Genomic DNA, 25182 nt, shown 5'->3' with positions numbered 1-25182 from the left:
CGGGCGCTAAGGACGCCGAGTTGTGTCGGCGTCGTCGATGTCGAGGAGGAAGTCATGTCACCGCGCGGAGTCGCGATCCCCGACCTTCGCGAGCGGCTCTTCGGTGCCGCGGAACGGATCGTCGCCCGCGAGGGCGCCGCGGCCCTCACCAGTCGGGCCATCACCAGTGAGGCGGGCTGCGCCAAAGGCATACTGCACACGCACTTCGGGGGCGTGGACGCCTTCGTCGCCGAGCTCGTGCTCGACCGGTTCGCGCGCACCGCGGCCCACGCGCGGGAACTCCCCGCCCGTGCGGGCCGGGACACCGTCCGGGCCAACCTGACCGGCATCGCGATCGGGCTCCTCGACTCCCTCGACCCCAGGGTCGTCGGCCTCGCCCTGACGAGCAACGCCGCCTCTGAGAAGATCCGCGAGGCACTGGCGGAGGGGGCCCCCGGATTCTGCGCGATCGAGGGCGCGCTCACCGCCTACCTCGATGCCGAACAGCGGCTCGGCCGCGTCGCGGACGGCACCGACACCGGCACGACGGCGCTCGCCCTCGTCGGAACCGTCCACCACCTCCTGATGACGGGCGGCTGGGCCGGCGCGCCCGACCCGCGCGAGCAGGCCGAGCGACTTGTCGCTCTTCTCGTGCCCCGGTGAGGTTCCCGAGTCGTTCCCCGGTCGTTCCCCCGGTGAGGATCGCGAGTTCGCGGGTCAGCCCAGATGAGCCAGCTTCCTGAGGCCGGCGTAACTGCCCCTGAACACGTTCCCGTCGACCTTGTTCGGGATGCCGGGTCACGTCACGGGCCGAGGCGGTCGCGCGGGCCCGCGACGCAGTTCTGGGCGGGGGGCCGCCCGCCGGTCCGCGGGACTCACTCGTCGCAGCACGCCGCCACGGACTTCGTCAGTCGCGGTCCCGCGAACCGCGTGCCGCTGACCAGCCGCATCGCCGGGCCGTACGTCGCGACCGCCGACGGCCCGGTGAAGTACAGGCCCGGCACGCTGGAGGAGAACCCCTTGTCCAGTACGGGGAAACCGCCGACGCGTATCAAGTCCGCGCGGAGCTCGGGGGAGAGGAAATCCAGGGACTCCAGCTGGATGCGGTAGCCCGTCGCGGCCAGGACGTGCTCGGACTCGACGGTCTGGGTACGTCCGTCGGGCGTCGTCGTCCGCAGGGCGATCCCGCCGCCGTACGCCTCCGCCCCTGTGATCTCCCGTTCCGCGAGGACCGGCACTCTGCCCTCGAACCGCTCCCTGAGCCACCACGCCCCGCCCGGCCGCAACGCCCGCTCGGCGAGCCGGAGCCGGGCGGCCGCGGGCAGCCGCCGGAACGCGGCGGGCTGCCGCGTGAGGCCGTACATGGTCCAGGAGCGGCCCGCCGGAGTGTCGGGGCGCCACTGCGGTCCCGACGGTGGCGCGTCGAACCGGACCCGCGCACCGCGCGCCACCACCTGCACGTCCGCGCCCGCCTCGTGGAGCAGCGCGGCGCTCTCCAGCGCGGACTGACCGGCTCCCACCACGGTGACGCTGCGCCCCGCGAAGCTGCTCGGATCGGTCTGCTGTGAGCTGTGCGAGATCAGGCCGAGGGCCGCGGGCGCGCCGGACGCGGCCGCCGCGAGGGGCGCGGGCAGATGCGCGAACCCGGTCAGCCCGGTCGCCACGACCACGGCACCGGCCCTGAGCACCTCGCCCGACGACAGCTTGACGCGGAAGCCGTCCGCGCCCCGGTCGACCGCGGCCACCCGCTCGTCCTCGACCCGGGGTACGAGCCGCTCACGGAACCACCCCCCGTACCGCAGGAACAGCCCGACGGGCACCTGGTCGTGATCGCCGAGCCTGCGCTCTCCCGCGTCCCGGCAGTAGTCGTTGAGCGTGAACCCCTCGCGCGGGGTCGCCAGTTCAGTGGCGGCGGGCGGCGTCCGAAGGAGCATACCGGCGGGCATACGCCGGGCCCAGCTGGCCACGGGGGCGCCGAAGATCCGTACGGGCATGCCGCGTGCCCGCAGGTGGGCGGCGGCGGACAGGCCGTACGGGCCCGCGCCGATGACGACGACGGTCTTGGACATGGAGGTCCCTCCTGGCGCCGCACACCCGCGCGCGGTGTCGTCGTACGGACACGGCTCGGGGCGGCGCCGAAGAATCGCAGCGGAACGTGCGGAGCGGAATCGGCAGGCCGGAGCCGCTCCCGTCCGCGTCGGCCGGCGCGGTGGACGCGCCGCGGTCCGGATCAGACGGTGAGCGGCGGGCGGGCCGGAGGGCCCCGTCGTACCAGTGCGTCCGCGAGGAGGAGGGGGAGGGGGAGCGCGCGGGTCGGGCGCGCCGGGGCGTGCATTGCCGCCGGGGGCGGTGGCGCGAGGGACAGCGGTGCGCGGAACGGGCGCAGCAGCCGTGCCAGGAAGGCCCAGAGGAGGCGCAGGGACCGGGCGAGGGAGCCGCCGCCGAGTGGGCGGGACGTGAGGGTGGCCGGTGCGGGGGCGCGGGTGCCCGAGCTCCACCTGCCGCGGAGTGTGGCCCACCGGGTCCGGCGGGCTTCGTCCCGCGGCAGGGCGAGGCGGAGTGACAGCGCGGTGTGGAACAGGACCGCGGCGGCGACCGTCCGCGCGTCCCACGCGGGCACGGGCCCGAGCATGGAACCGAACACGAGGTGGTACGCGGCGACGGTGAAGAGCGTGCCCGCGACGGAGGAGACGACGGTCCGGGACGCCGGACGTGCGGGCGCCCCCTGACATGTGGGCGACCCCGGACGTGCGGGCGGCCCCTGACGTACGGCCCGGCTCGACCGCGCGACACGCATCGGCCATGCCGCCGCCCCCGGCGGCGCGGCGGCCCGATGACCGTTGCGCGGCCGGGAGCGAAGCGTCGGTCCCGAAGTCTCCATGACGCACCCATCATGGTGCGTCAGCTCGCGACTGTCACCCGGGGTGGTCCGGCCACAGTGCCGGGGAGGTCATGAACACGGCCCGGATGAGCGGGAGTTGGCGGCGCGACAGGCCGAACTCCGCCACGTACCGCTAGCGCCCCAGCACCGCCTCCATCACCGCCTTCGCGATCGGCGCCCCCAGCCGGCCGCCCGCGATCTCGGAGCGGGAGATGTCCATGTCCTCCGGGTCGACGAGCACCGCGACCGCCACCGGTGAAGTGCCGTCCGACTGCTTGGCGTACGAGACGAACCACGCGTACGGGCGCTCGTCGCGCACATCCGCGCCGTGCTGTGCGGTGCCCGGCTTGCCGCCCACGGTGACGCCCCGCATCCGCACCTTGTCCGCCGTACCGTCGGTCACCGTGTGCTCCATCATGGCCTGCACCTTCTTCGCGGTCTCCACGGAGACGGCGCGGTTCAGCACCTCGGGATCGGCCTTCTCGATCAGCGACAGGTCGGGGCCGCGCAACTCGTCCACCATGTACGGCTTCATCACCTTGCCGTCGTTGGCGAGCCCCGCGACGGTCATGGCCATCTGCAGGGGCGTGCTGGTCACGCTGCCCTGGCCCATGCCGGTCAGCGCGGTCTGCGGCTTGTCCAGCCGCTTCGGATAGGCGCTCGCCGCCGACCGTACGGGCGTGAACTGCTCCTTGTTGAACCCGAACTTCTCCGCTGTCTCCCGCATCCCGTCCTTGCCGGTCTTCAGCGCCGCGTCCAGGAAGACGTTGTTGCACGACCACTGCATCGCGGTCTTCATCGACACCTTGTCGCACATCGCGTCGGGTACGACGTTGCCGATCTCCGTGCTGCTGAGCGGCAGCCGGTACGGGGCGGGGGCGCCGGACGGGGCGTCGACGTCGGTCACCGTGCCGTGCTCGAGCGCGGCGGCCGCGGTGAGGATCTTGAAGGTCGAGCCGGGCGGGTACGTCTCACGCGTCGCCCGGTTGTTGAGCGGTTTGTCCTTGCGCCGGTCGAGCTCCTTGAACGCCTCGCCCTCCTTGCCGGAGATGCCCGCGAAGACGGAGGGGTCGTACGACGGCGTGCTCGCCATCGCGAGGATCTTGCCGGAGCGGGGATCGAGGGCGACCACGGCGCCCTTCGCGTCGAGATCCGTCAGCCCCTTGTAGGCGGCCTTCTGCGCCTTGGGGTCGATGGTGGTGACGACGTCGCCGGGCCGCGGCTTCTCCCTGGTGAGGGCGTCCAGGGGGCTGCCGAGGAGCCTGCGGTCCTTGCCGCTCAGTACGTCGTTCTCGACGCCTTCGAGGAACGTCGCGCCCTGGGCCTGCGAGAAGTAGCCGGTGACCGGCGCGTACATCGGGCCTTCCTTGAAGGTGCGCTTGTACTTGAGGTCCGAACCCGGCGTCGCCACCGAGCCGGTGACCGCCTTGCCGCCGACGATGATGTCCCCGCGCGGACCGCTGAACGTGTCGATCTGCACCCGGCGGTTCTTCTTGTGCTCGGCGAGGCTGTCGCCCCGGGCGAACTGCACCCACGTGGCCCGTACCAGCAGGGCCAGGACGAGGACCCCGCAGAAGACGGCTATGTGCCGCAATGTCCTGTTCATGGCCCGAGGAGAGCAGCTCCGTGGCCGATGTGTCCAAGATGGATATGGAGTGTGTGTTGATTAATTTCCGATATCGTTGCTGTTCGTGGACCTGATACTGCATCTCCGGTGCTTCGTGGCTGTTGCAGAAGAGTCACATTTCGGCCGTGCCGCCGCTCGTCTCGGCACGGCCCAGCCGCCGCTGTCGCAGCGCATCCAGCGGCTCGAGCGCGAGCTCGGCGTCCGGCTCTTCGAGCGCAACAGCCGTCAGGTGACGATCACCAAGGGCGGCGTGCTCCTCCTCGACGAGGCCCGCGAACTGCTGGCCCGCGCCGAGGCCCTGATGGCCACCAGCAGGCGCATCCGGGACGGCGACGCGGGACTGCTGCGGGCCGCGCTGCCGCCCGACATCGCGGGCGAGACCGTCGCCGAGATCCTGGCCGACTTCCGGCGGCGGCACGCGGACGTCGAACTGGAACTGCACGAACTGTCCACCTCGGAGCAGCTCGCCCGGTTCGCCTCGCACGACCTGGACGTCGGTCTCATCCACCACCCCTGTGACGTCACGGGCCTGGGCCTCGGCCCCGTCCTCCGGCGTGAACTGGGCGTACTGCTGCGGCGCGACGCCCCCGCGGCCGCCCTCGGCGAGGTACCGCTGAGCGCCCTCGCCGACCACGACCTGATCCTCTTCCCGCGCGCCAACGCCCCCGCGCTCCACGACGACCTGCTCACCACGTGCGCCCGCAACGGCTACACGCCCGCCGCCATCCGGCACGGCCAGGGCCCCAGCTTCATCCGCGGCCTCATCCGCTCCGCGGGCTCCGTCGCCTTCCGGCCACGCGAACCCCGCCCCGCCGACGGCGCCGTCGACGACCCCGAGATCGTGTGGCGCCCGCTGGCCGGGGCGCCCCTGGCCCTGCGCAGCTCGGTGGCGTGGCCGCGGGGACGCAGCGACGCCGCCGTGACCGCCTTCGCCGAGGCCACCACGGACGCCATGTGGAAAACTGCCGCGGTGACCACCGACCTGCCCTCGCGCCCCGTCCATCTGCGCCCGGCAGCGGAGTACTACTTGTGAGCGCTGTCAGCACCACCCAGGACCTTCTGCACGCGGCCTTCGCCGAAGCCGGTGTCACGGGCCGCCTGCACGCCGTCGACATCGACTCCGGGGCGGACGTCGACTTCGGCGCCGACCAGCCGGTCGTCACCGCCAGCGTGCACAAGCTCTGCCTGCTCGTCACGCTCCACCAGCGGGCCGCGGCCGGGGAACTGGACCTCACCGAACAGGTCGAGTGCCCCGCGGACCTGCGCACGCCTGGGCCCACCGGCCTGTCCGCCATGCTCGACCCCGTCCGCATGTCCCTGCGCGACATCGCGTTTTTGATGATGACCGTCAGCGACAACACCGCCGCCGACCTCCTCCTCGCCCGCGTCGGCCTGGACGCTGTCAACGCGACCACCGCCGCGCTCGGCCTCGACCGTACGCACGCGACGCACACCTTCAGCGAACTCCTCGCCACGATGAAGGAGGACGCCGGGCCGGCCGGCGCGCAGGCGCTCACCGACCCCCACGTCATCGCGCGGCTGCGGGCGCTCGACCCTGCCGGCAGCAACCGCAGCACCCCGCGCGACATGACCCGCCTGCTCGCCGCCGTCTGGCGGGACGAGGCCTGCGCCCCCGAGCAGGGCCCCGCGCTCCGCCGTCTCCTCGGCCTCCAGGTCTGGCCGCACCGGATGGCGTCGGGCTTCCCCTTCGACGACGTCCACGTCGCGGGCAAGACCGGCAGCCTCCCCACGCTCCGCAACGAGGTGGGCGTCGTCGAATACCCCGACGGCGGCCGCTACGCCGTAGCCGTCTTCACCCGCGCCGCAGGCACGGCCGCGATCCTGCCCGCGGCCGACGCGGTCATCGGCACCGCGTCCCGCACAGCGGTCGACGCGCTGCGGGGGCGGACGGGGCGGGCGCCGGGGAGAGGGATGAGCTGAGGGACGGGCTGAGGCGGCACGTCTGCCCCGCGGCTCGCCCGCACCCCCGCCCACAGCCGCCCCGTAGCCCGTACGGGGCACGGCGCCACCCCGACCCGTACGGGTCACCAGAACGCGCCGCCGCCCCGCACCCGCGCTTTGAATGAACGGGTGACAGCGCCTCCCGACGACTGCCTCGCGCGCAACGAGTGGATCTGCGGTGAGTATCTGAGCACCCGCCGCCAGATCCTGCTCGACGCGGTCGTCCAGCATCTGCAGCTGACGTCGCTCTCCGTCCTGATCGCGCTCGTCGTCGCCGTGCCGCTCGCCGTGCTCGCCCGCCGCTGGGGGTGGGCGGCCGGACCGGTCCTCGCGCTCACCACCGTCCTGTACACGATCCCCTCGCTCGCGATGTTCTCGCTGCTGCTGCCCGTGTACGGACTCTCCGCCTCACTCGTCGTCGCGGGCCTCGTCCTCTACTCGCTCACCCTGCTCGTGCGGAACATCCTCGCCGGGCTGCGCGCCGTACCGGAGGACACCCGGCAGGCCGCCCGCGGCATGGGCTATGGCCCGATCCGCCTCCTGCTCACCGTCGAACTGCCGCTCGCGCTGCCCGCCGCCATGGCCGGACTGCGCATCGCCACGGTCTCCGCCGTCTCCCTGGTCACCATCGGCGCGATCGTCGGCTTCGGCGGACTCGGCAACCTCATCTACACCGGCATGAACACCTACTTCAAAGCGCAGGTCCTCACCGCGTCCGTGCTCTGCGTCGTCATCGCCATCGCCGCCGACCTGCTGCTCCTCGGCGTACAACGCGTCCTCACCCCCTGGGAACGGGCGACGAGAGCGGTACGCCCATGAAGACACTCGGCGACGCCTGGTCGTGGCTCACCGACTCGGCGCACTGGGCGGGCGACGACGGCGTCTGGCACCGGCTCACCCAGCACCTCGTCCTCACCATCGTCTGCCTGCTGCTCAGCTGCCTCATCGCCCTGCCCGTCGCCCTCGTCCTCGGCCACCTCGGCAAGGGCGGCGCGCTCGCCGTGAACATCTCCAACGTCGGCCGCGCGGTGCCGACCTTCGCGGTCCTCGTTCTGCTGCTCCTCACCCCCCTCGGCACGTGGGGCGAGGGGCCGACCGTCGTCGCGCTCGTCCTGTTCGCCGTACCGCCGCTGCTCACCAACGCGTACGTCGGCATGCGCGGCGTCGACCGCAGCGTCGTGCAGGCGGCGCGCGGCATGGGAATGACCGGACGCCAGATGCTGTGGCGCGTCGAACTGCCGCTCGCCCTGCCGCTGGTGCTCAGCGGCATCCGCATCGCCGCGGTGCAGCTCGTCGCCACCGCCACCATCGCCGCGCTCGCGGGCGGCGGCGGGCTCGGCCGGATCATCACGGCGGGCTTCAACCTGGCCAGCACCCCGCAGGTCGTGGCGGGCGCCGTGCTCGTCGCCGTGTTCGCGCTGCTCGTCGAGGGAGTCTTCGAGGTGGCCGAACGGTTCGCGCCCGGGTGGGCGCGGGGCCGGGGGAGGGCCGGATGAAGCGGCGTACAGGAGTCGCGGGCGCCGCCGTGCTCCTCCTCGCGAGCGGCTGCGCGACCGGGCCCTCACTGGAGACCAAGGGCGAGGTCACCGCGCCCCCGGGCGACAGCAAGAGCCTCGTCGTCGGCTCCGCGGGCTTCACCGAGTCCGACCTGCTCGCCCAGATGTACACGCTGCTCCTGGACAAGGCGGGCTACCGCACGCGCATCTTGTCCGTCGCCAACCGCGAGCTGTACGAACCCGCCCTGGAGTCCGGCCAGATCGACGTCGTCCCCGAGTACGCGGCGACCTTCGCCGACTGGCTCAACGCCAAGAAGAACGGCGCCGACGCGCGGCCCGTCGGCTCGCCCGACCTCGACGCGACCATGAAGGCCCTGCGCCGCCTCGCCGCCCCGCGCGGCCTCACCGTCCTCGACCCGGGCAAGGCCGTCGACCAGAACGCCTTCGCCGTCGCCGCGTCGTACGCCGAGCAGCACAAGCTGAAGACCCTCAGCGACCTCGGCAGGTCGGGCCTGAAGGTACGGCTAGCCGCGGGCGACGAATGCGTCCAGCGCCCCTACTGCGCCCCGGGCCTGAAGAAGGTGTACGGCATCGACCTCACCGGCGTCGACCCCAAGGGCGTCGGCACGACGCAGGCCAAGAAGGCCGTCCAGGGCGGCCAGGACCAGATGGTGCTCACGACGTCCACGGACGCCACCCTCGACGACTTCGGCCTGGTGCTCCTCAAGGACGACAAGAAGCTGCAGAACGCCGACTACCTCGTGCCCGTCGTCAACCGCTCACGGGCGGGCAGCAAGGGTGTCGCAGCTGCGCTCGGCCGCCTCAATCCCGTCCTGACGACGGCGGACCTGGCGTCGATGAACGAACAAGTCGACAGCTGGCGCCGCCTGCCGCAGGACGTCGCGCGAACATACCTGGAGAAGAAGGGCCTGCTGTAGGCCCCGTCAGGGGCGCGGAAAACCGCCCCACCAGCGGAGCGCTCACGCGTCGGCGACCGAGTCGAACTCCACCTGGTCCCGCGCCACACCCTGCGCGTCCGCGTCCACCGAGCGCCGCAGTGCCTCGTGCAGCTTCGCCGGGGTCAGCACGCCGAGGAAACGCGCTCCGTCGAGGACGGCGACCCATCCCGCGTCGTGTTGCAGCATCACGCCGAAGGCCTGCTTGAGCGGGGCGCCGACCGGCACCCAGGACTTCATGCGGTGCGCCAGGTCGCCTACCGTGCCCCCCGTGCCCGCCAGCGCCAGCTCGTCGAGGCCCACCCAGCCGTGCAGGTCGCCGCCCGTGTCGAGCACGACGGCCCACCGCGCCTCCTCCGCGCGCAGCCGGGCCGCGGCCTGCGCGGCGGACTCGTCGAGCCGGGCGAGCGGCGGCGCCTCCAGGTCGTCGCTCTGGATCTCGGTGACGGAGAGCCGCTTCAGCCCGCGGTCGGCGCCCACGAACTCGGCGACGTACGGCGTCTCGGGCGCCCCGAGCACCGCCCCCGGCGTGTCGAACTGCTCGATGCGCCCCTGTCCGTACACCGCGATCCGGTCGCCGAGCCGGACCGCCTCCTCGATGTCGTGCGTGACCAGGAGCACCGTCTTGCGGACCGCGGCCTGCATCCGCAGGAACTCGTCCTGCAACTGCTCGCGCACCACCGGGTCGACGGCGCCGAACGGCTCGTCCATCAGCAGCACGGGCGGGTCGGCGGCGAGCGCCCTGGCCACGCCGACGCGCTGACGCTGGCCGCCGGAGAGCTGTTCGGGGTAGCGGGAGCCGTACGTCTTCGGGTCCAGGCCCACCAGCTCGAGCAGCTCCGCCGCGCGCGCCCGCGCCTTCGCCTTCTTCCAGCCGACCAGGGCGGGCACGGTCGCCGTGTTGTCGAGGATCGTGCGGTGCGGGAAGAGGCCGACCTGCTGGATGACGTAGCCGATACGGCGGCGCAGGCGCACCGGGTCGACGTCGGCGATGTTCTCGCCGTTCACGAAGATGCGGCCCGACGTCGGCTCGATGAGCCGGTTGACCATCATCATCGTGGTGGTCTTGCCGCAGCCCGAGGGGCCGACGAGCGTGACCAGTTCGCCCTCGGCGACCTCGAAGGAGAGGTCGTCCACGGCCGTCGTGCCGTCCGGATAGCGCTTGGTCACCTGCTCGAACCGGATCATGCCCTCACGCTAGCCGCGCCCGTCACGCACCGCTCATCAACACCACCTCAAGGGTGCGCGGGCCGTGCACTCCCTCGACCCGGTCCAGCTCGATGTCGCTGGTCGCGGAGGGCCCCGAGATCCAGGTCAGCGGCCGCAGCGGAGCCAGCCGTTCGAGGGCCTGCGGGACCGAGGCGACGACCTGGCCGGGCACCCGGACGACACAGACGTGATGGTCCGGCACCAGGGTGATGCGGCGCCGCCCCTGGTCCGGGGAGCCGTCGAGCACGATCGTGCCGGTCTCCGCGATCGCGAGGGCGCACCCCGTGATGACGCTGTCGACCCGGTCCAGCTGGTGCGGGGTGCTCACCGCGCGGTCGTGGATCCGCACGGGGTCGGCGGCCGCCAGCCAGTGCGGGGGCAGCTCCGGCGGCACGAGCACGGTCTCGGAACCGCGCTCCGCGTACAGGCGCATCAGCAGGTCCGACACCTCGTCCTCCGTGCAGCGGTGCACGATCGCGCGGTAGTCGGCGAGGTTCTCCGCGAGCAGGTCCACGGTCTCCTCGACGGTCCGCCCGCCGTGCTCGCGCGCGTATCCGCGGTCCACCGCCGTCTCGTACGCGAGGTCGTCGGCCGGCACGTCGGCGAGCGCCCGCCGCACCCGCCCCAGAACCCGGTCCCTGCCGCTCACTGGGCGTTCCCTTCCGTCGTGCCGCCGCTGCCGTCGCCCCGCGTGCGCTGCCACCAGTCCCGGAACGGCTCCACCGGGACTTCCGGCAGATCCCGGGACGCGCTCCACGCCCTGCCGGGACCGGGCAGCGTGCGCGGATGGAGCCGCCGGGTCCGCGACGCCAGACGCTGACCCGCGCGGAGCGCACCCGGCCGGGCGAACGCAAGACCCGCCGCCCGCATCGCCGCCCGCTCCGCCGCATGCCCCTTCGCGGGCTTCAGCATCACCCTGTTGCCGCCACGCGTCGCCTCGCCGCCCTGCACGACCCGCTCCCGCAGGTGTACGAGGACCTCGGGGATGTCGATGGCCACCGGGCACACCTCGTAGCAGGCCCCGCAGAGCGAGGACGCGTACGGCAGCGAGGCGTCGATGTCGCTCCCGGTCCCACGGAGCTGGGGGCTGAGGATCGCGCCGATCGGGCCCGGGTACACGGAGCCGTACGCGTGCCCGCCCGCCCGCTCGTACACCGGGCAGACGTTGAGACACGCCGAGCAGCGGATGCAGCGCAGCGCCTGGCGGCCCACCTCGTCGGCGAGGGTGTCGGTGCGGCCGTTGTCGAGCAGCACGAGGTGGAAGGCGTTCGGCCCGTCCTGGTCCGTCGTACCGGTCCACATCGACGTGTACGGGTTCATGCGTTCGGCCGTCGAGGAGCGGGGGAGCGTCTGCAGGAACACCTCCAGGTCGCGCCAGCCGGGGACGACCTTCTCGATGCCGACGACGGAGATCAGCGTCTCGGGGAGCGTGAGGCACATCCGGCCGTTGCCCTCCGACTCCACGACCACCAGCGTGCCGGTCTCGGCGACCATGAAGTTCGCCCCGGAGATCCCCACCTTGGCCCGCAGGAACTTCTCCCGCAGGTGCAGCCGCGCCGCCTCGGCCAGCTCGGTCGGGGTGTCGGTGAGACCGTCGGGCGCCGGGCGGCCCCAGTCGGCCATCTCCTTCCGGAAGATGTCACGGATCTCGCCGCGGTTGCGGTGGATGGCGGGCACCAGGATGTGCGAGGGGCGGTCGCGGCCGAGCTGCACGATGAGTTCGGCGAGGTCGGTCTCGTAGGCGCGGATACCCTCCGCCTCCAGGGCTTCATTGAGGCCGATCTCCTGTGTGGCCATCGACTTGACCTTGACGACCTCCGTCTCGCCGGTGGCCCTGACCAGGTCCGCGACGATGCGGTTCGCCTCCTCGGCGTCGCAGGCCCAGTGCACGGTGCCGCCCGCACGCTCGACGGACTCCTCCAACTGCACGAGGTAGCGGTCGAGATGGCGCAGAGTGTGGTCCTTGATCTGCTTTCCCGCCTCGCGCAGCAGGTCCCAGTCGGACAGCTCGGCGACGGCGCGGGCCCGCTTGTTGCGGATCGTGTGGGTGGCGTGACGCAGGTTGGCCCGCAGCGTGGTGTCGCCGACCGCCTCCCGCGCGGCCGCCGGGAACGCGGGCATGCCGACGAACGTGCCGCCGCTCATGACAAGGCCTCCTCTTCCGTGCTCGCCAGGATCTCCGCGATGTGCACGGGTCGCATGGCCGTGCGCAGCCGGGACATCGTGCCGCCGATGTGCATCAGACAGGAGTTGTCCGCCGCGCTCAGCACCTCGGCCCCGGTCGACTCGGCGTTCCGCACCTTGTCGGTGCCCATCGCCGCCGAGACGTCGGCGTTCTTCACGGCGAAGGTGCCGCCGAAACCGCAGCACTCCTCGGCACCGGGCAGCTCGACCAACTCCAGCCCCTTCACCGCCCGCAGAAGCCGGCTGGGCCGGTCGGCGAGCCCCAGCGCGCGCAGCCCGTGACAGGTCGGGTGGTAGGTCACCGTGTGCGGGTAGTACGCGCCCACATCGGTGACACCGAGGACGTCCACCAGGAACTCCGTGAGCTCATACGTCTTCGGGACCACCGGTGCGACGGACCGCGCCAGACTGTCACCCCGTCCCTCCGCGCGGGCCCGCTCACCCATGCGCGGGTACAGCTCCCGCACCATCGCCCCGCACGACCCCGACGGCGTTACGACCGCGTCGTACGCGTCCGACCCGAAGACATCGGAGAAATGCCGGGCCAGCGGCTCCGCCTGATGTCGGTACCCGGTGTTGTAGTGCGCCTGCCCGCAACAGGTCTGCGCCATCGGGAAGTCGACGTCAACTCCCAGCCTGGTCAGCAGTTTCACCACGGCCCGGCCCGTCTCCGGATACAACGTGTCGTTGACGCAGGTCAGGAACAGAGCGACGCGCATCGCGGGTTCCTCCTAGTGGGTCATCGGATGGATGCAGCGTACCCGGCAGCCCTCCGGCTCGACGTGTGTGCTGGACTGGCTCTTCGTAGACACCCGTCCGCCACCTCGCCAGGAGTACCCGTGTCCCTCTCGTACCGTCAGCCTGGAGTCGTACTCACCGATCGCCGCTTCAGCGTGCCGCTCGACCACGACGATCCGGCGGGGGAGCGGATCGAGGTCTTCGCGCGGGAGGCGGTTTCGGCGTCGCGTGGTGGTGCGGACCGCCCGTGGCTGGTGTATCTGCAGGGCGGGCCGGGGTTCGGGGCCACCCGCTTCGGCGGTGCGGAGTCCTGGCTCGCACGTGCCCTCCAGGACTACCGCGTCCTCCTCGTCGACCAGCGCGGCACCGGCAGCTCCACGCCCGCCAACCGCCAGACGCTGCCCCTGCGCGGCGGACCCCGCGAACAGGCCGACTACCTCGCGCACTTCCGGGCCGACTCCATCGTCCGCGACTGCGAGGCGATCCGCCCCGAGGTGACCGGCGGCGCCCCCTGGACCGTCCTCGGGCAGAGCTTCGGCGGGTTCTGCGCCACCCACTACCTGTCGTCGGCGCCCGAAGGCCTCGCCGCCGCCCTCATCACCGGCGGCCTGCCCACCCTCGACGGCCACGCCGACGACGTGTACCGCGCGGCCTACCCGCGCATGGAGCGCAAGACCGCCGCGCACTACGCCCGCTACCCCCAGGACGTCGAGCGGGCCCGCCGCATCGCCGCCCACCTCGCCGAGCACGAGACGGTCCTGGAGGGCGGCTACGAACTGACCGTCCCTGCCTTCCAGTCCCTCGGCATGCTGCTCGGCACGGGCGACGGCAGCCACCGTCTGCACTACCTCCTGGAGGACGCCTTCGTGCCGACCCCGGCCGGGCCCGCGCTCTCCGACGCCTTCCTGGAGAACATGCGGACGGCTCTCTCATACGCCGGCAACCCGCTCTTCGCGGTGCTGCACGAGGCGATCTACGGGCAGGGCGAGCGGCCCACCGCCTGGTCGGCCGAGCGCATGCGCGGCGAGTTCCCGCAGTTCGACCCGGAGAAGACCCTGACGGGCGACGCCCCGCTGCTGTTCACCGGAGAGGCCGTGCAGCGCTGGATGTTCGACAGCGACCCGGCGCTGCGCCCCCTGCGCGAGACCGCCGACCTCCTCGCCGAGCGCACCGACTGGCCGCACCTGTACGACACCGAGCGCCTCGCCGCGAACGAGGTGCCGGTGGCCGCCGCGATCTACCACGACGACCTGTACGTCGACACCGAGCACGCCCTGCGCACCGCCCGCACCATCCGGGGCCTGCGCACCTGGGTCACCGACGAGTTCGAGCACGACGGCCTGCGCGTGAGCGGACCGCGCGTACTCGACCGGCTGCTCGCGCTGGTGCACGGCGAGGCGTGAGCACGCCTGCTCAACCCGTCCCCGACGCCGGGCCGTTGTCCGACCCCGGGGCTAGGCTGGGAATCATGACCGAGCCGCAGAGTTCAGCCGCCCCCACCGACCAGCTCACCCCCATGCCCGACGACTGGCGGCGGGCGCTCGCTGTCGTCGCCCACCCGGACGACCTGGAGTACGGGTGCGCGGCGGCCATCGCGAGCTGGACCGACGGCGGCCGGGAGGTCGCGTACCTCCTGGCCACCCGCGGCGAGGCAGGCATCGACACGGTCGACCCCGCCACCTGCGGGCCGCTGCGCGAGCGGGAGCAGCGAGCCAGTGCGGCCGTCGTCGGCGTGGACACCGTGGAGTTCCTCGACCACAAGGACGGCGTCGTCGAGTACGGCACGGCGCTGCGCCGCGACATCGCCGCCGCGATCCGCAGGCACCGCCCCGAGCTGGTCATCACGCTCAACCACCGCGACACCTGGGGCGGCGTCGCCTGGAACACCCCCGACCACGTGGCCGTCGGCCGTGCCACGCTGGACGCCGCGGCGGACGCGGGCAACAGGTGGATCTTCCCGGAGCTCATCGAGGAGCAGGGCCTTGAACCGTGGAACGGCGTGCGGTGGGTCGCCGTCGCCGGTTCCTCGACGCCCACGCACGCCGCGGACGCGACGGCGGGCCTGGAGCGCTCGGTCGCCTCGCTCCTCGAACACCGCTCATACATCGAGGCGTTGACGGACGAGGACCCCGAGAAGTACTGCCGTACGTTCCTGACGGGCAACGCGCAGTCCCTGGCGCCGCGCTTCGGCGGGAAGCCCGCGGTGGCGTTCGAGGTCTTCAGTCGGTGAGCCGATGCGCGTAACCTGCGCGCGTGATCGACACCCTCGGCACGGACATCCCGGAGGGTGAGGAACGGCTGCGCCTCGATGTCGAGGACGGGCTCGGCATCCTCACCCTCTGCCGGCCGCGCAAGCTCAACGCGTGGAGCTGGGAATCCACCCGCCAACTCGGCCTGTTCGCCGACCGGATCCGCTTCGACGGTTCGATCAGGGCGGTGCTGCTGCGCGCCGAGGGCCGGGCGTTCTGTGCGGGCATCGACATCACGGCGCCGGGCGGCGCGATCACCGGCCGCTCCGGCGCCGAGCGCACCCGTAACTACTACGAAGGGCTGCGCTGGGCCCACGAGCGCTTCCGTGCCTTCGCGCGGCTCCCGCAGCCGGTCGTCGCGGCCGTCCAGGGGTACTGCCTGGGCTTCGGCTTCGAGCTGGCCCTCATGGCGGACGTACGGATCGCGGCGGACGACGCGGTCTTCGCGCTGCCCGAGGCGAGCATCGGCGTCGCCGTGGACGCGGGCGGCGACCTGCGCATCGCCCGCGAGGCGGGCGCGGGATGGGCGAAGCTGCTCGCCCTCACCGGCCGCCGGATCGACGCCGCGACGGCGGAGCGCCTGCGCCTCCTCCAAGAAGTCGTCACCGTCGCGGAGTTGGGCGCGGTCTCGCGGGCCCTGGCGGAGGAGATCGCGGCGAACGCGCCGCTCGCCGTGCAGGGCATCAAGCGCGGCATCGACGCGTACGCGGACGCGGGGATGGCGGATGCGCTCGACCGCGTCGCGATGAACGCGGCGATCACGCTCACGTCGGAGGACTCCCGGGAGGGGTACGGGGCGAAGGCGGCGGGCCGGCCGGCGGCGTTCGGGGGGAAGTAGCACCCGCGTCAGAAGTCCGCTGACCAGCAGCCGCGCCATCGTCGAAGGCCGCCCTTCCCAGCTGCTCCCGCACCGGCACCACCTGCGGACTGACCAGCCCCCTGCGCTGCCAGTTCGCGCCGTCGACCACCAGCGTGTGACCCGTGATGAAGCGGGCGTAGGGGGAGGCCAGGAACGTGGCGGCCCAGCCCAGTTCGCGGGGCAGGCCGACGCGCAGGGCGGGCTGACGGGCGGCCAGTGCACCCGCCGGGTCCAGGTTGCCGCGGATGGCGGCGGTCATGTCGTCGTGCGGCATCAGCCCCGGCACCAGGCCGTTGACCTGGATGCCGTACGGCCCCCACTCCACCGCGAGGGTCTCCACCAGGCTCTTCACCCCGGCCTTGGCCGCCGCGCTGTGCGCGAACCCGGGGCCGCCCGTCCACGCGTACGACGCCCCGACGTCGATGACCGAGCCGGGGGTGCCCGCGGCGAGGTGACGGCGGCCGAACTCCCGCGTCATCAGGAACGTGCCGGTGAGCGTGGTGTCCACGACCGCCCGCCAGGCGCCCGGCGACATGTCCTCGGCGGGCACGGGGAAGTTGGCGGCGGCGTTGTTCACCAGGACGTCCGGCAACCCGTACGCCCCCTGCGCCGCGTCGAAGACCTCGGCGACGCGGTCGGCGTCCCGGATGTCGCAGACCGCCGCGGTCACGCGCCCGCCCAGCGCGGCCAGCTCGTCCCGCGCCGCCCTGAGCCGGTCCTCCTTGCGGCTCGCGATCACCAGATCGGCGCCGAGCCGCGCGAACTCGGCGGCGACGGCCTTGCCCAGACCGGTCCCGCCGCCCGTGACGAGGACGACCGTCCCGTCGTACGTGCCCGGTGGCAGCGCGGTCGCACCCGGCGGCGGAGGCGGAGGCAGTCCGGGCGGCCCGCCGGCCCGGCCCCGCGTGTCGTGGTTCGTCATGCGCGCATGGATACTCCGTGCGGGGCAAAACCTCCATCGATACAACAGGGGAGAACCATGGTGAACAGCATCGGGATCATCGGAGTGGGCGAGATCGGCCGGGCCATGGTGGACGGCTTGTGCGACGGCGCCCAGGAGCCGCCGGAGATCCACCTCTCGCCGCGAGGGGCCCGTGCGGCCGCCGAGCTGTCCCGCCGGTATCCGAACGTACGCGTGTGCGCGGACAACCAGGAGGTCGCGGACCGCGCCGAGTTGGTGATCCTCGCCGTCCGCCCCCAGGACCGTACCGGCGCCCTCGAAGGACTCCGGGTCGACGGCGAAAAGGTCGTGCTCAGCGTCATGGCGGGCGTCGGCGTCGACGAGGTGCGCGATCTGCTCGGCACCGCCGCCCCCGTGGTGCGCGCCATCCCGCTGCCCGCCGTGCGCGAGCGCCGGTCCGTGACCGTGACCTTCCCGTCCCACCCGGTCGTCGACGCCGTCTTCGACGCGCTCGGCGGCGCGCTGCCGGTCGCGGACGAGGCGGACTTCGCCGTGTTCTCCACGCTGACGGGCACGCTGAGCGCCCACTACGCGTACCTGGCGACCCTCACCGACTGGGCCGCCCGGCAGGGCATTCCCGCGGAGGAGGCGGACCGGTACGTCCGCGGCCTCTTCCAGGCCGTCGGACGGGCACTGGGCGACGGGACGCGCTCGCCGGAGCAGCTGGCGGGCGACCACGAGACACCCGGCGGAAGCAACGAACGCATCCGCACCACGTGGTTCGACGCGGGCAACGCCGAGTCCCTCACCAAGGCACTCGACGCGCTCCTCGTCCACCTCCGATAGCCACGGCTCACGCGCTCACGTCGTCACGCGGTGTCCGGCTCGTCGGGCACCGCGTTGTCCGACGGGGCGTCGCTGCGTCCGTAGTGGCGCGTCGTGAACATGTACACCAGGCCCGCGGCCACCACGACGCCGCCGCTCAGCAGCACGATCCAGTTGTCGTACCAGGGCGCTTCGGGCGTGCGGGGCCAGGCGATGTTGACGATGGCGAAGATCCCGTACGCGAGCGCACCGAAGTTGACCAGCATTCCCCACCGCCCGAGCCGGTACTCACCGCTCGGCTTCCACCCCTTCAGACGGGCCCGCAGCGCGGCGAGGACGACCATCTGGAAGGCCGCGTAGATGCCGAGGATCGCGAAGGACACGATCTTCGTGAGGGCGTCCTCGGAGATGAGCGACCCGACGGCGATGAGGGCGGGCACGACCGCCGCGATGAGCAGCGCGTACGGCGGGACCGCGCGTGCCGAGGAGAACTTCCGCAGCAGCCGGTGGCCGATGATCATCTCGTCACGGGCGTACGAGTAGATCAGCCGCCCGGCGGCGGCCTGAAGACTGATCGTGCAGGACAGGAAGGAGATGAGGACGACCGCCATGACCGTACGCGCGCCCGCCTCGCCGAGGGCGTCGAAGAGGACCCTGACCACCGGGTCCGTGTCCTTCCCCGAGATCACGGCACGGTAGTCGACGACAGCGAGGAGCAGCGTCAGACAGGTGAACGTCGCCGCCGCCCCGCCGACGTAGATGGTGCGGCGCATCGCCTTCGGGATGACCTTGCCGGGGTGCTTGACCTCCTCGGCGACGTCTCCGCAGGCCTCGAAGCCGTAGTACTGGTAGAAGCCGATGATCGCGGCGCCGAGGAAGACGGGCAGGTAGGAGCTGTCACCGGCCGCGCCGTAGTCGTCGAAGAGGACGCCGAGTCCGTGGAAGCGGTGCGTGGTCAGCAGGATGATGCCGACGACGAGCGCGCCGAGCAGCTCCGCGCTGAACCCGATGAGGGCCGCCAGGGAAAGCGCCTTCGTACCGGCGTAGTTGATGAGTACGGAGATCACGATCAGCGCGATCGTGCACAGCACCGTGGTGTGCACGGTGGGCCGGAAGCCGAGCAGGATCGCGATGTAGGGTCCCGCGCCGTACGCGACGCTGGTGATGGTGACGAGCAGCGCCCACATGTAGACCCAGCCGGTCATCCACGCCCAGCGCACGCCCCACAGCCGCCGCGCCCACGGATAGACGCCGCCCGCGACCGGGTACTGCGCGACGACCTCGCCGAAGACCAGCGCGACGAGGAACTGCCCGCACCCCGCCATGACGAACGCCCAGATCATCGGCGGGCCGCCGTCGGCGAGAGCCGTGCCGAAGAGGGTGTACGTGCTCACCACGGGCGAGAGGTAGGTGAAGCCGAGGGCGAAGTTCGCCCACGGCCCCATCTCCTTGCGGAACTCCGAGTTCTCCTCGCCGGGAGCCGCGTCGGCGTTCGCGGTGCCGTCCGGTGTACTCGCAGCGCTCACTGGTGGGCCCCTTCCGAACCCGCGGCCCCGGGTGCGGGCCTCGCCATGATGAGGTCCGCGGCGCGTTCGGCGGCGAGGAGCACCGTGACCATCGGGTTGATGGACGGCATGGTCGGGAAGATGGACGCGTCCACGATGCGCAGACCGTCGTGTCCGCGCAGCCGCAGCTGCGGGTCGACCACGGCCATCGGATCGTCCTCGGCGCCCATCCGGCAGGTGCCCGCCGGGTGGTAGACGGTGTGCGCGGCGCGTCGCCCGTACTCCGACAGGTCCGCGTCCGACTGCACGTCCGGGCCCGGGGCGACCTCCCGCAGCAGCCAGTCGCTGAGCGGGGCGGTGGCGGCGACCTCGCGCGCGATGCGCAGACCGTCGACGATCGTGCGTTCGTCGTGGCCTTCCGGGTCCGTGAAGTAGCGGAAGTCCAGCGCCGGTTTGACGGACGGGTCGGCGCTGCGCAGCCACATGCGGCCGACGGACCGGGCCCGCGGCACGTTCGGCGTCATGCAGACGCCGTGCTCGGGAACGGGATAGCCGAGGCGTTCCGTGTTGACGGTGAACGGCACTTGGTAGAAGTGGAACATCAGGTCGGGGCGCGGGCCGCCCGCCGCGTCGCGGCGCAGGAAGAGACCGGCGTCCGAGTCCATCGCCGAGTTGGGCGGCAGCGGTCCGCTCGTCTCCCACACCATCACCGACTCGGGGTGGTCGAGGAGGTTCTCCCCGATCCCCGGCAGATCCGCCTCGACCTCGATGCCGAGGTCGCGCAGCTGGTCGGCGGGGCCGATCCCGGAGAGCATCAGGAGCCGGGGCGTGTCGATGGCACCGGCACAGAGCAGGACCTCGGCCTCCGCCTCCAGGATCGACACCGAGCCGTCCGGGTTGCGGACCTGCACGCGGGTGAAGCGGCCCTCCTCGTCGCGCAGCAGCCGGTACGCCCACGTCTCCAGACGGTGCGTCAGGTTCGGGCGGTCCATGATGGGGTGCAGATACGCGACCGACGCGGAGGAGCGGTTGTTGGTCTGCGGGTCGTACGCGACGGAGAAGAAACCGGCGCCGTCGGTGAACGGGCGGGCGTTGAAGTCCTCGACGACCGGGACGCCGAGCCGGCTGGTCGCCGCCGTGACGAAGTCCTGGGCGATCGGGTTACGGTCGGCGGCGCCGACGGGCACGATCGTGTTCTGGAGCCGCGACCGGTACGGCAGGATCGTCTCGGGGCCCCATCCTTCGCAGCCGCTCGCCACCCACTCGTCGAGGTCCTGCGGGAACGGCAGGAAACTGATCAGGGTGTTGTGCGAGGAGCAGCCGCCGAGTACGCGGGCCCGGGAGTGCAGGATGTGGGAGTTGCCGCGCGGCTGCTCCTCGGTGGTGTAGCCGTAGTCGAACTCGCCGCCGAGCAGGTTGATCCAGTTGCGGAGCTTCAGGATGCGGTCGTCGCCGACGTCGCTCGGGCCGCCCTCCACCACACAGACCCGGGACGCCGGGTCCTCGCTCAGCCGGGCGGCCAGTACGGACCCCGCCGTACCGCCGCCGATGATCAGGTAGTCGTAAGTCGTCGTCTCGTCGGCCATGCCGCCGCCTTCCCTGTCGTCCGTCAGCTCGTCCGTGTGGAGCGCCGAGTCCGGTCAGCCCTTGAACCAGCCGGAGGGGCCCGGCCTGAGGTTCTGGTAGATGTGCTTGGCCTCCTGGTACTCGCGCAGGCCCGTCGGACCGAGCTCCCGGCCGAAACCGGACCGGCCGAAGCCGCCCCACTCCGCCTGCGGGACGTAGGGGTGGAAGTCGTTGATCCAGACCGTGCCGTGCCGCAGCCGGGCCGCGACCCGCTGGGCGCGGCTCGCGTCGTTCGTCCAGATGCCGCCCGCCAGGCCGTAGTGCGTGTCGTTGGCCAGCTCCACGGCCTCGTCCTCGGAGCGGAACCGCTCCACCGTGACGACCGGGCCGAAGACCTCCTCCTGCACGATGCGCATGGAGCGGTCGCAGTCGGCGTAGATCGTGGGCAGCAGGAAGAAGCCGCGCGACAGCTCGGGGTCGTCGGGCCTGGCCCCGCCGCACACCAGGCGGGCGCCCTCTTCGCGGGCGACCTCCAGATACCCCTCGACCTTCGCCCGGTGCTCCGCCGAGCTCAGCGGACCGCTCTCCGTCTCCGGATCGAGCCCGTTGCCCAGCCGGATGTTCTTCGCGCGGGCGGCGAGCCGCTCCACGAACCGGTCGTGCAGGGAGTCCTCCACGAGCAGCCTGGAGCCCGCCGAGCAGACCTGACCGGAGTGCAGGAACGATGCTTCCAGCGCGTGGTCGACGGCGGCCTCGAAGTCGCAGTCGGCGAAGACCACGTTGGGGTTCTTGCCGCCGAGCTCCAGGGCGAGGTTCTTCACGCCCGGCGCGCACGCCTCCATGATCCGGCGCCCGGTGGCCAGGCCGCCGGTGAAGGAGACCAGGTCCACCTCGGGGTGCGCCGACATGGCCGCGCCCACGGTGCTGCCCGGGCCGAGCACCAGGTTGGCGACACCGGCGGGAGCGCCCGCCTCGGCGATCAGCTTGATCATGTGGATGGTGGAGAGCGGCGTGGTCTCACTGGGCTTGAGGACGAAGGTGTTGCCCGCGACCAGGGCGGGGGCGACCTTCCAGGAGGCCTGCAACAGCGGGTAGTTCCACGGCGCGATCAGGGCACAGACCCCGATGGGGTGGTACGTGACCCGGCTGAGCACGTCCGGACCGACGTCCACGACCCGGCCGCCGTCCTTGTCCGCGATCTCGGCGAAGTAGCGGAACGCGTTCGAGACGTCCTCGACGTCGATCCGGGCCTCGGCAAGCGTCTTGCCCGTGTCGAGGGACTCGACGTGGGCGATCTCCTCCTGGTCCCGCAGCAGGAACCGCGAGACCCGCAGGAGCACGTCGGCCCGCTCCCGGGTGGGCGCCGCCGACCAGTCGCCGCGGTCGAAGGCGCGCCGCGCGGCCCGCACGGCGAGGTCGACGTCCGCCTCCCCGGCGTCGTCGACCTGCTGCACCACGGACGCGTCGAACGGATTGACCACATCCCGCCGCGCCCCTTCGACGGCCCCCGTCCACTCCCCGTCGACGAACAGTTCCGGCATCGTGCGCTCCCTCGCTCTGGTCCCTGTCCGGTGCCGAAGTCGGAGCCGGCACGCACATCGGCTCCAACATCGTCCGAGCGGCGCGCACGGGCCGCGGGGACGCACCGACGGGGGGAGGGTTGGGCGCAGATGTGACCTGGTTGGGCTAGGGCGCGTGCCGGGCGTCGCGGGGCGGGCGGGACTTCCGACACAGGCCCTGGGGCCGTAGGTCGGACGGCTGGTGCCTGCCGTGCGGCGCGAAGGGACCGTTCGGTGCGGGGTGGGCCCGTTCAGCGCGGCGTGGACACGTCCGGCCGGAACGGGGCGCCGTGGCCGGGGACGATCAGGTCCGCGGCGCCGATCACGCGCAGCCGGGAGGCGCGCAGCACCTCGCGGTCGGGGGCCACCGGGTCGTCCGCCGGGCCGTTCGCGTGCCACCACAGGTCACCGGCGAAGGCGACCACGCCCGACTCCGTGCCCGCGAGCAGCGTGATGTCCTCCGTGCTGTGGCCCGGGGTCCTGATCAGCCGGAGCGACGGGGTGAGTTCGTACCCCTCCGCGTCCCGGTTCCGCCACTGGTCGCCGCGGTACTCCACCTTGTGGTCGTGGACTCTGGCCCGGCCGAACAGGCCCACGTTCAGGGTGTTGTCCGGGTGGTGGTGGCTGAGGACCACGTCGGTGATGTCGTCGGGGCCGAGCCCCGCCGCGGCGAGCGGGACGAGGATGCTGTCGCGGCTCGGGACCATGCCCGGGTCGAAGATCACATGGCGGTCGCCGTCGGATATGTAGGAGACGGTGGCGGCGACTCCGGGGCCGGTGGAGCCGACGTAACCGGTGGTCAGGATCGTGTATGCGGCGCTGCGGCCGAGCGGTGCGTCTGTCATGGCTCTGATCTTTGCGGGTGGGGGAGCCGGTCACGAGTGGCACGTCTGCCGTTGATCGCAGGATTGCTGCCAGCCGTGCCAGACTGCGTGCGTGCCCACCCCGCTGCCCGAACCCATCTCGCCGCCGCCCTCCTCGGCGCCCTTCAGGACCGTCGCCGCCTACACCCCGCCCGGCGTCGGCATGCTCGCCGTCGGCATCGTCACCGAGGTGTTCGCACCGCACGGCGAGGCGGTACCCGGCTTCGACCTCGCCCTCTGCACCGACCGGCCGGGCCCGGTCCCCACCGACGTCGGCGTGCCGCTCACCATCGAGCACGGCCTGGACCGGCTTGCCGCCGCCGACCTCGTGATCGCCCTGCCCTGGGCCGACTTCCGTACGCCTCCCGCACCCGCCGTGCTCGACGCCCTCGCGGCGGCACACGAGCGCGGCGCACTCGTCGCCGCCCACTGTGTGGGCGCCTTCGCCCTCGCCGCCGCGGGGCTGCTCGACGGCCGACGGGCCACCACCCACTGGCGGTTCGCCGACCTGCTCGCACAGCGCCACCCGGACGTCACCGTCGAACCCGACGCCCTCTACATCGACGAAGGACGCGTCATCACCGGCGCGGGCGCCGCCGCGGGCTTCGACCTCTGCCTGCATCTGCTGCGCCGGGAGCACGGGGCCGCGATGGCCAACGCCGTCGCCCGTGACGTCGTCCTGCCCTCGCACCGCGACGGAGGCCAGGCGCAGTACCTGGCCGCTCCCGTCCCCGACGACGGCCACGACGACCGGCTGTCCGGCGTGCTCGCCTGGGCCAGGGAGAACCTCCACGAGCCGCTGCCCGTCGCGGAACTGGCCCGGCGCGCCGTCATGAGCAAACGCTCCTTCGCCCGCCGCTTCACCGCGGCGACCGGCACCACGCCGCACGCCTGGCTGCGGAGCCTGCGCCTGAGCAGCGCGGAGGAACTCCTGGAGACCACGGACCTGCCGGTCGAGGAGATCGCCCGCCGCGTGGGCTACGGAAGCGCGGCCGTGCTGCGCGAACAGTTCGTACGCCGCCGGGGTGTGCCGCCGCGCTCGTACCGCCGCTCCTTCACGAACGCGCCCTGAGAGCCTGTGTCATAACCCCGGCCGGGTGGTCGCCGCCTGGCACGCACGCTCGCCGCGTTGCCGAAACGCCCTCGTAGCTCCGCTACGAGGACGCTCCGGCGCCTTGCGATCGCACGCACCAGACGACGCCCACTGATCCGACCGGGGTTATGACACAGGCTCTGACGGACACGCAGTTCGCGTGCGGTGCGAAAATCCCCGGATGACCTGCGCAGACGAGCCCGTACGAACCGTTCTCCGCCCGGCCGGTGCCGAACTCCGGCCCGTGGTCGAGCGATTGGCCCAGCTCTACCGGCACGACATGTCGGAGTTCATCGGGTACCTCCCCGAGCCCGACGGGGCGTACGAGTTCAGCAAGCTGCCGGTGTTCTTCGACGAGCCGGGGCGGTCGGCCCTGCTCATCCAGTACGGTTCCGTGCCCGCGGGCTTCGTGCTGACCCGCCCGATGGCCGAGGGCGCGACCTCGATCTCCGCGTTCTTCGTCGTACGGGCGCTGCGCAGGCGCGGTGTCGGCCGGCAGGCCGCCCTCCAGCTGCTGCGCTCCCGGCCGGGTTCCTGGGCGATCGCGTTCCAGCCCGCCAACGCGGGGGCCGCCCGGTTCTGGCGCGGGGTCGCCACGGACGCGGTGGGTTCCGACTGGCGCGAGGAGTCGCGCCCGGTCCCCGCCTCCGTGGACGCGGACGCGCCGGACGACCGGTGGATCCTGCTGAACACGGGATCGCTGTAAGCCGGGCCGGTTGTCCGGGGCCGG

The 25182-nt window shown here is 72.4% G+C and carries 24 protein-coding genes; 12 read left to right on the top strand and 12 right to left on the bottom strand.

Annotated features, from left to right (window positions below; genetic code table 11):
• Positions 1-54 precede the first annotated feature (54 nt).
• Positions 55-642 carry a TetR/AcrR family transcriptional regulator gene (locus NOO62_RS04590; RefSeq protein WP_268769606.1) on the top strand — a complete coding sequence of 196 codons (588 nt, stop codon included), beginning with the start codon at positions 55-57 and terminating at the stop codon, positions 640-642.
• A gap of 212 nt (positions 643-854) precedes the next feature.
• Here NOO62_RS04590 and NOO62_RS04585 read toward each other — a convergent pair whose 3' ends face one another.
• The 3 genes from NOO62_RS04585 to NOO62_RS04575 form a co-directional block, all read right to left on the bottom strand.
• Positions 855-2048 carry an NAD(P)-binding domain-containing protein gene (locus tag NOO62_RS04585; RefSeq protein WP_268769605.1) on the bottom strand — a complete coding sequence of 398 codons (1194 nt, stop codon included), beginning with the start codon at positions 2046-2048 and terminating at the stop codon, positions 855-857.
• 161 nt (positions 2049-2209) lie between these two features.
• The gene (locus NOO62_RS04580) at positions 2210-2860 is read right to left on the bottom strand and encodes a hypothetical protein (RefSeq protein ID WP_268769604.1); all 651 of its coding nucleotides are present in this window, start codon (positions 2858-2860) and stop codon (positions 2210-2212) included.
• A 133-nt stretch (positions 2861-2993) separates the two neighbouring features.
• A complete protein-coding gene (locus NOO62_RS04575) occupies positions 2994-4466 on the bottom strand; it encodes a peptidoglycan D,D-transpeptidase FtsI family protein (RefSeq protein ID WP_268769603.1) in 1473 nt (490 codons plus the stop codon).
• A 115-nt stretch (positions 4467-4581) separates the two neighbouring features.
• On the opposite strand from NOO62_RS04575, the gene NOO62_RS04570 reads away from it, so the two are divergent.
• The 5 genes from NOO62_RS04570 to NOO62_RS04550 all read left to right on the top strand — a co-directional run bounded on the left by NOO62_RS04570 (position 4582) and on the right by NOO62_RS04550 (position 8883).
• Entirely contained in the window at positions 4582-5520 is a 939-nt protein-coding gene (locus NOO62_RS04570; RefSeq protein WP_268769602.1) for a LysR family transcriptional regulator, read from the top strand.
• Positions 5517-6428 carry a serine hydrolase gene (locus NOO62_RS04565; RefSeq protein WP_268769601.1) on the top strand — a complete coding sequence of 304 codons (912 nt, stop codon included), beginning with the start codon at positions 5517-5519 and terminating at the stop codon, positions 6426-6428. Before NOO62_RS04570 ends, NOO62_RS04565 begins: the two co-directional genes overlap by 4 nt.
• A gap of 150 nt (positions 6429-6578) precedes the next feature.
• Complete coding sequence (locus NOO62_RS04560) at positions 6579-7268, top strand: ABC transporter permease (protein ID WP_268769600.1); 690 nt, start codon at positions 6579-6581, stop codon at positions 7266-7268.
• On the top strand, positions 7265-7945 hold the full coding sequence (locus tag NOO62_RS04555; RefSeq protein WP_268769599.1) for an ABC transporter permease: 681 nt from the start codon (positions 7265-7267) through the stop codon (positions 7943-7945). The genes NOO62_RS04560 and NOO62_RS04555 overlap by 4 nt, the downstream gene beginning before the upstream one ends.
• The gene (locus NOO62_RS04550) at positions 7942-8883 is read left to right on the top strand and encodes an ABC transporter substrate-binding protein (protein WP_268769598.1); all 942 of its coding nucleotides are present in this window, start codon (positions 7942-7944) and stop codon (positions 8881-8883) included. Before NOO62_RS04555 ends, NOO62_RS04550 begins: the two co-directional genes overlap by 4 nt.
• A 42-nt stretch (positions 8884-8925) precedes the next feature.
• Here NOO62_RS04550 and NOO62_RS04545 read toward each other — a convergent pair whose 3' ends face one another.
• Genes NOO62_RS04545 through NOO62_RS04530 form a run of 4 tightly spaced genes read right to left on the bottom strand, consistent with a single transcriptional unit; the run spans position 8926 to position 13013 of the window.
• The gene (locus tag NOO62_RS04545; protein ID WP_268769597.1) at positions 8926-10089 is read right to left on the bottom strand and encodes an ABC transporter ATP-binding protein; all 1164 of its coding nucleotides are present in this window, start codon (positions 10087-10089) and stop codon (positions 8926-8928) included.
• Positions 10090-10111: 22 nt separating this feature from the next.
• Positions 10112-10759, bottom strand: a complete 648-nt coding sequence (locus tag NOO62_RS04540) for a LutC/YkgG family protein (protein WP_268769596.1) — start codon at positions 10757-10759, stop codon at positions 10112-10114.
• Positions 10756-12255 carry a LutB/LldF family L-lactate oxidation iron-sulfur protein gene (locus tag NOO62_RS04535; protein WP_268769595.1) on the bottom strand — a complete coding sequence of 500 codons (1500 nt, stop codon included), beginning with the start codon at positions 12253-12255 and terminating at the stop codon, positions 10756-10758. Before NOO62_RS04535 ends, NOO62_RS04540 begins: the two co-directional genes overlap by 4 nt.
• Positions 12252-13013, bottom strand: a complete 762-nt coding sequence (locus NOO62_RS04530; protein WP_268769594.1) for a (Fe-S)-binding protein — start codon at positions 13011-13013, stop codon at positions 12252-12254. The genes NOO62_RS04535 and NOO62_RS04530 overlap by 4 nt, the downstream gene beginning before the upstream one ends.
• A gap of 120 nt (positions 13014-13133) precedes the next feature.
• Here NOO62_RS04530 and NOO62_RS04525 point away from each other — a divergent pair, with 120 nt between their 5' ends.
• The 3 genes from NOO62_RS04525 to NOO62_RS04515 all read left to right on the top strand — a co-directional run bounded on the left by NOO62_RS04525 (position 13134) and on the right by NOO62_RS04515 (position 16119).
• A complete protein-coding gene (locus tag NOO62_RS04525; protein WP_268769593.1) occupies positions 13134-14435 on the top strand; it encodes an alpha/beta fold hydrolase in 1302 nt (433 codons plus the stop codon).
• A 65-nt stretch (positions 14436-14500) separates the two neighbouring features.
• Positions 14501-15262, top strand: a complete 762-nt coding sequence (locus NOO62_RS04520; RefSeq protein ID WP_268769592.1) for a PIG-L deacetylase family protein — start codon at positions 14501-14503, stop codon at positions 15260-15262.
• 23 nt (positions 15263-15285) lie between these two features.
• Positions 15286-16119, top strand: a complete 834-nt coding sequence (locus NOO62_RS04515) for an enoyl-CoA hydratase/isomerase family protein (protein WP_268769591.1) — start codon at positions 15286-15288, stop codon at positions 16117-16119.
• Here NOO62_RS04515 and NOO62_RS04510 read toward each other — a convergent pair.
• Entirely contained in the window at positions 16046-17062 is a 1017-nt protein-coding gene (locus NOO62_RS04510; protein ID WP_268769590.1) for an SDR family oxidoreductase, read from the bottom strand. The two genes, NOO62_RS04515 and NOO62_RS04510, sit on opposite strands and share 74 nt — an antisense overlap.
• A 57-nt stretch (positions 17063-17119) precedes the next feature.
• Between NOO62_RS04510 and NOO62_RS04505 the strand changes: the two genes are divergently transcribed.
• A complete protein-coding gene (locus tag NOO62_RS04505; protein ID WP_268769589.1) occupies positions 17120-17887 on the top strand; it encodes an NAD(P)-binding domain-containing protein in 768 nt (255 codons plus the stop codon).
• A 23-nt stretch (positions 17888-17910) separates the two neighbouring features.
• Here the strand turns inward: NOO62_RS04505 and NOO62_RS04500 are convergent, their stop codons facing one another.
• From NOO62_RS04500 to NOO62_RS04485, 4 genes are all read right to left on the bottom strand, one after another.
• The gene (locus NOO62_RS04500; protein ID WP_268769588.1) at positions 17911-19392 is read right to left on the bottom strand and encodes an APC family permease; all 1482 of its coding nucleotides are present in this window, start codon (positions 19390-19392) and stop codon (positions 17911-17913) included.
• The gene (locus NOO62_RS04495) at positions 19389-20957 is read right to left on the bottom strand and encodes a GMC family oxidoreductase (protein ID WP_268769587.1); all 1569 of its coding nucleotides are present in this window, start codon (positions 20955-20957) and stop codon (positions 19389-19391) included. Before NOO62_RS04495 ends, NOO62_RS04500 begins: the two co-directional genes overlap by 4 nt.
• 54 nt (positions 20958-21011) lie before the next feature.
• Positions 21012-22478, bottom strand: coding sequence for an aldehyde dehydrogenase family protein (locus NOO62_RS04490; protein ID WP_268769586.1), 1467 nt, complete (start codon positions 22476-22478; stop codon positions 21012-21014).
• A gap of 269 nt (positions 22479-22747) precedes the next feature.
• A complete protein-coding gene (locus tag NOO62_RS04485) occupies positions 22748-23341 on the bottom strand; it encodes an MBL fold metallo-hydrolase (protein ID WP_268769585.1) in 594 nt (197 codons plus the stop codon).
• 181 nt (positions 23342-23522) lie between these two features.
• Here NOO62_RS04485 and NOO62_RS04480 point away from each other — a divergent pair, with 181 nt between their 5' ends.
• Positions 23523-24431 carry a GlxA family transcriptional regulator gene (locus NOO62_RS04480; protein ID WP_268775468.1) on the top strand — a complete coding sequence of 303 codons (909 nt, stop codon included), beginning with the start codon at positions 23523-23525 and terminating at the stop codon, positions 24429-24431.
• Positions 24432-24633: 202 nt separating this feature from the next.
• Positions 24634-25158, top strand: coding sequence for a GNAT family N-acetyltransferase (locus NOO62_RS04475; protein ID WP_268769584.1), 525 nt, complete (start codon positions 24634-24636; stop codon positions 25156-25158).
• Positions 25159-25182: the final 24 nt, after the last annotated feature.

Source organism: Streptomyces sp. Je 1-369 (genome assembly GCF_026810505.1).
Classification (GTDB): Bacteria; Actinomycetota; Actinomycetes; order Streptomycetales; family Streptomycetaceae; genus Streptomyces.
This window is presented reverse-complemented; position numbering and strand designations above follow the sequence as displayed.

Coding starts and splice junctions, on each gene's coding strand:
- NOO62_RS04590 (WP_268769606.1), top strand. CDS start 55: ATGTCACCGCGCGGAGTCGCGATCCCCGACCTTCGCGAGCGGCTCTTC.
- NOO62_RS04585 (WP_268769605.1), bottom strand. CDS start 2,048: ATGTCCAAGACCGTCGTCGTCATCGGCGCGGGCCCGTACGGCCTGTCC.
- NOO62_RS04580 (WP_268769604.1), bottom strand. CDS start 2,860: ATGGAGACTTCGGGACCGACGCTTCGCTCCCGGCCGCGCAACGGTCAT.
- NOO62_RS04575 (WP_268769603.1), bottom strand. CDS start 4,466: ATGAACAGGACATTGCGGCACATAGCCGTCTTCTGCGGGGTCCTCGTC.
- NOO62_RS04555 (WP_268769599.1), top strand. CDS start 7,265: ATGAAGACACTCGGCGACGCCTGGTCGTGGCTCACCGACTCGGCGCAC.
- NOO62_RS04550 (WP_268769598.1), top strand. CDS start 7,942: ATGAAGCGGCGTACAGGAGTCGCGGGCGCCGCCGTGCTCCTCCTCGCG.
- NOO62_RS04545 (WP_268769597.1), bottom strand. CDS start 10,089: ATGATCCGGTTCGAGCAGGTGACCAAGCGCTATCCGGACGGCACGACG.
- NOO62_RS04535 (WP_268769595.1), bottom strand. CDS start 12,255: ATGAGCGGCGGCACGTTCGTCGGCATGCCCGCGTTCCCGGCGGCCGCG.
- NOO62_RS04530 (WP_268769594.1), bottom strand. CDS start 13,013: ATGCGCGTCGCTCTGTTCCTGACCTGCGTCAACGACACGTTGTATCCG.
- NOO62_RS04520 (WP_268769592.1), top strand. CDS start 14,501: ATGACCGAGCCGCAGAGTTCAGCCGCCCCCACCGACCAGCTCACCCCC.
- NOO62_RS04510 (WP_268769590.1), bottom strand. CDS start 17,062: ATGACGAACCACGACACGCGGGGCCGGGCCGGCGGGCCGCCCGGACTG.
- NOO62_RS04505 (WP_268769589.1), top strand. CDS start 17,120: ATGGTGAACAGCATCGGGATCATCGGAGTGGGCGAGATCGGCCGGGCC.
- NOO62_RS04495 (WP_268769587.1), bottom strand. CDS start 20,957: ATGGCCGACGAGACGACGACTTACGACTACCTGATCATCGGCGGCGGT.
- NOO62_RS04490 (WP_268769586.1), bottom strand. CDS start 22,478: ATGCCGGAACTGTTCGTCGACGGGGAGTGGACGGGGGCCGTCGAAGGG.
- NOO62_RS04485 (WP_268769585.1), bottom strand. CDS start 23,341: ATGACAGACGCACCGCTCGGCCGCAGCGCCGCATACACGATCCTGACC.
- NOO62_RS04480 (WP_268775468.1), top strand. CDS start 23,523: ATGCTCGCCGTCGGCATCGTCACCGAGGTGTTCGCACCGCACGGCGAG.
- NOO62_RS04475 (WP_268769584.1), top strand. CDS start 24,634: ATGACCTGCGCAGACGAGCCCGTACGAACCGTTCTCCGCCCGGCCGGT.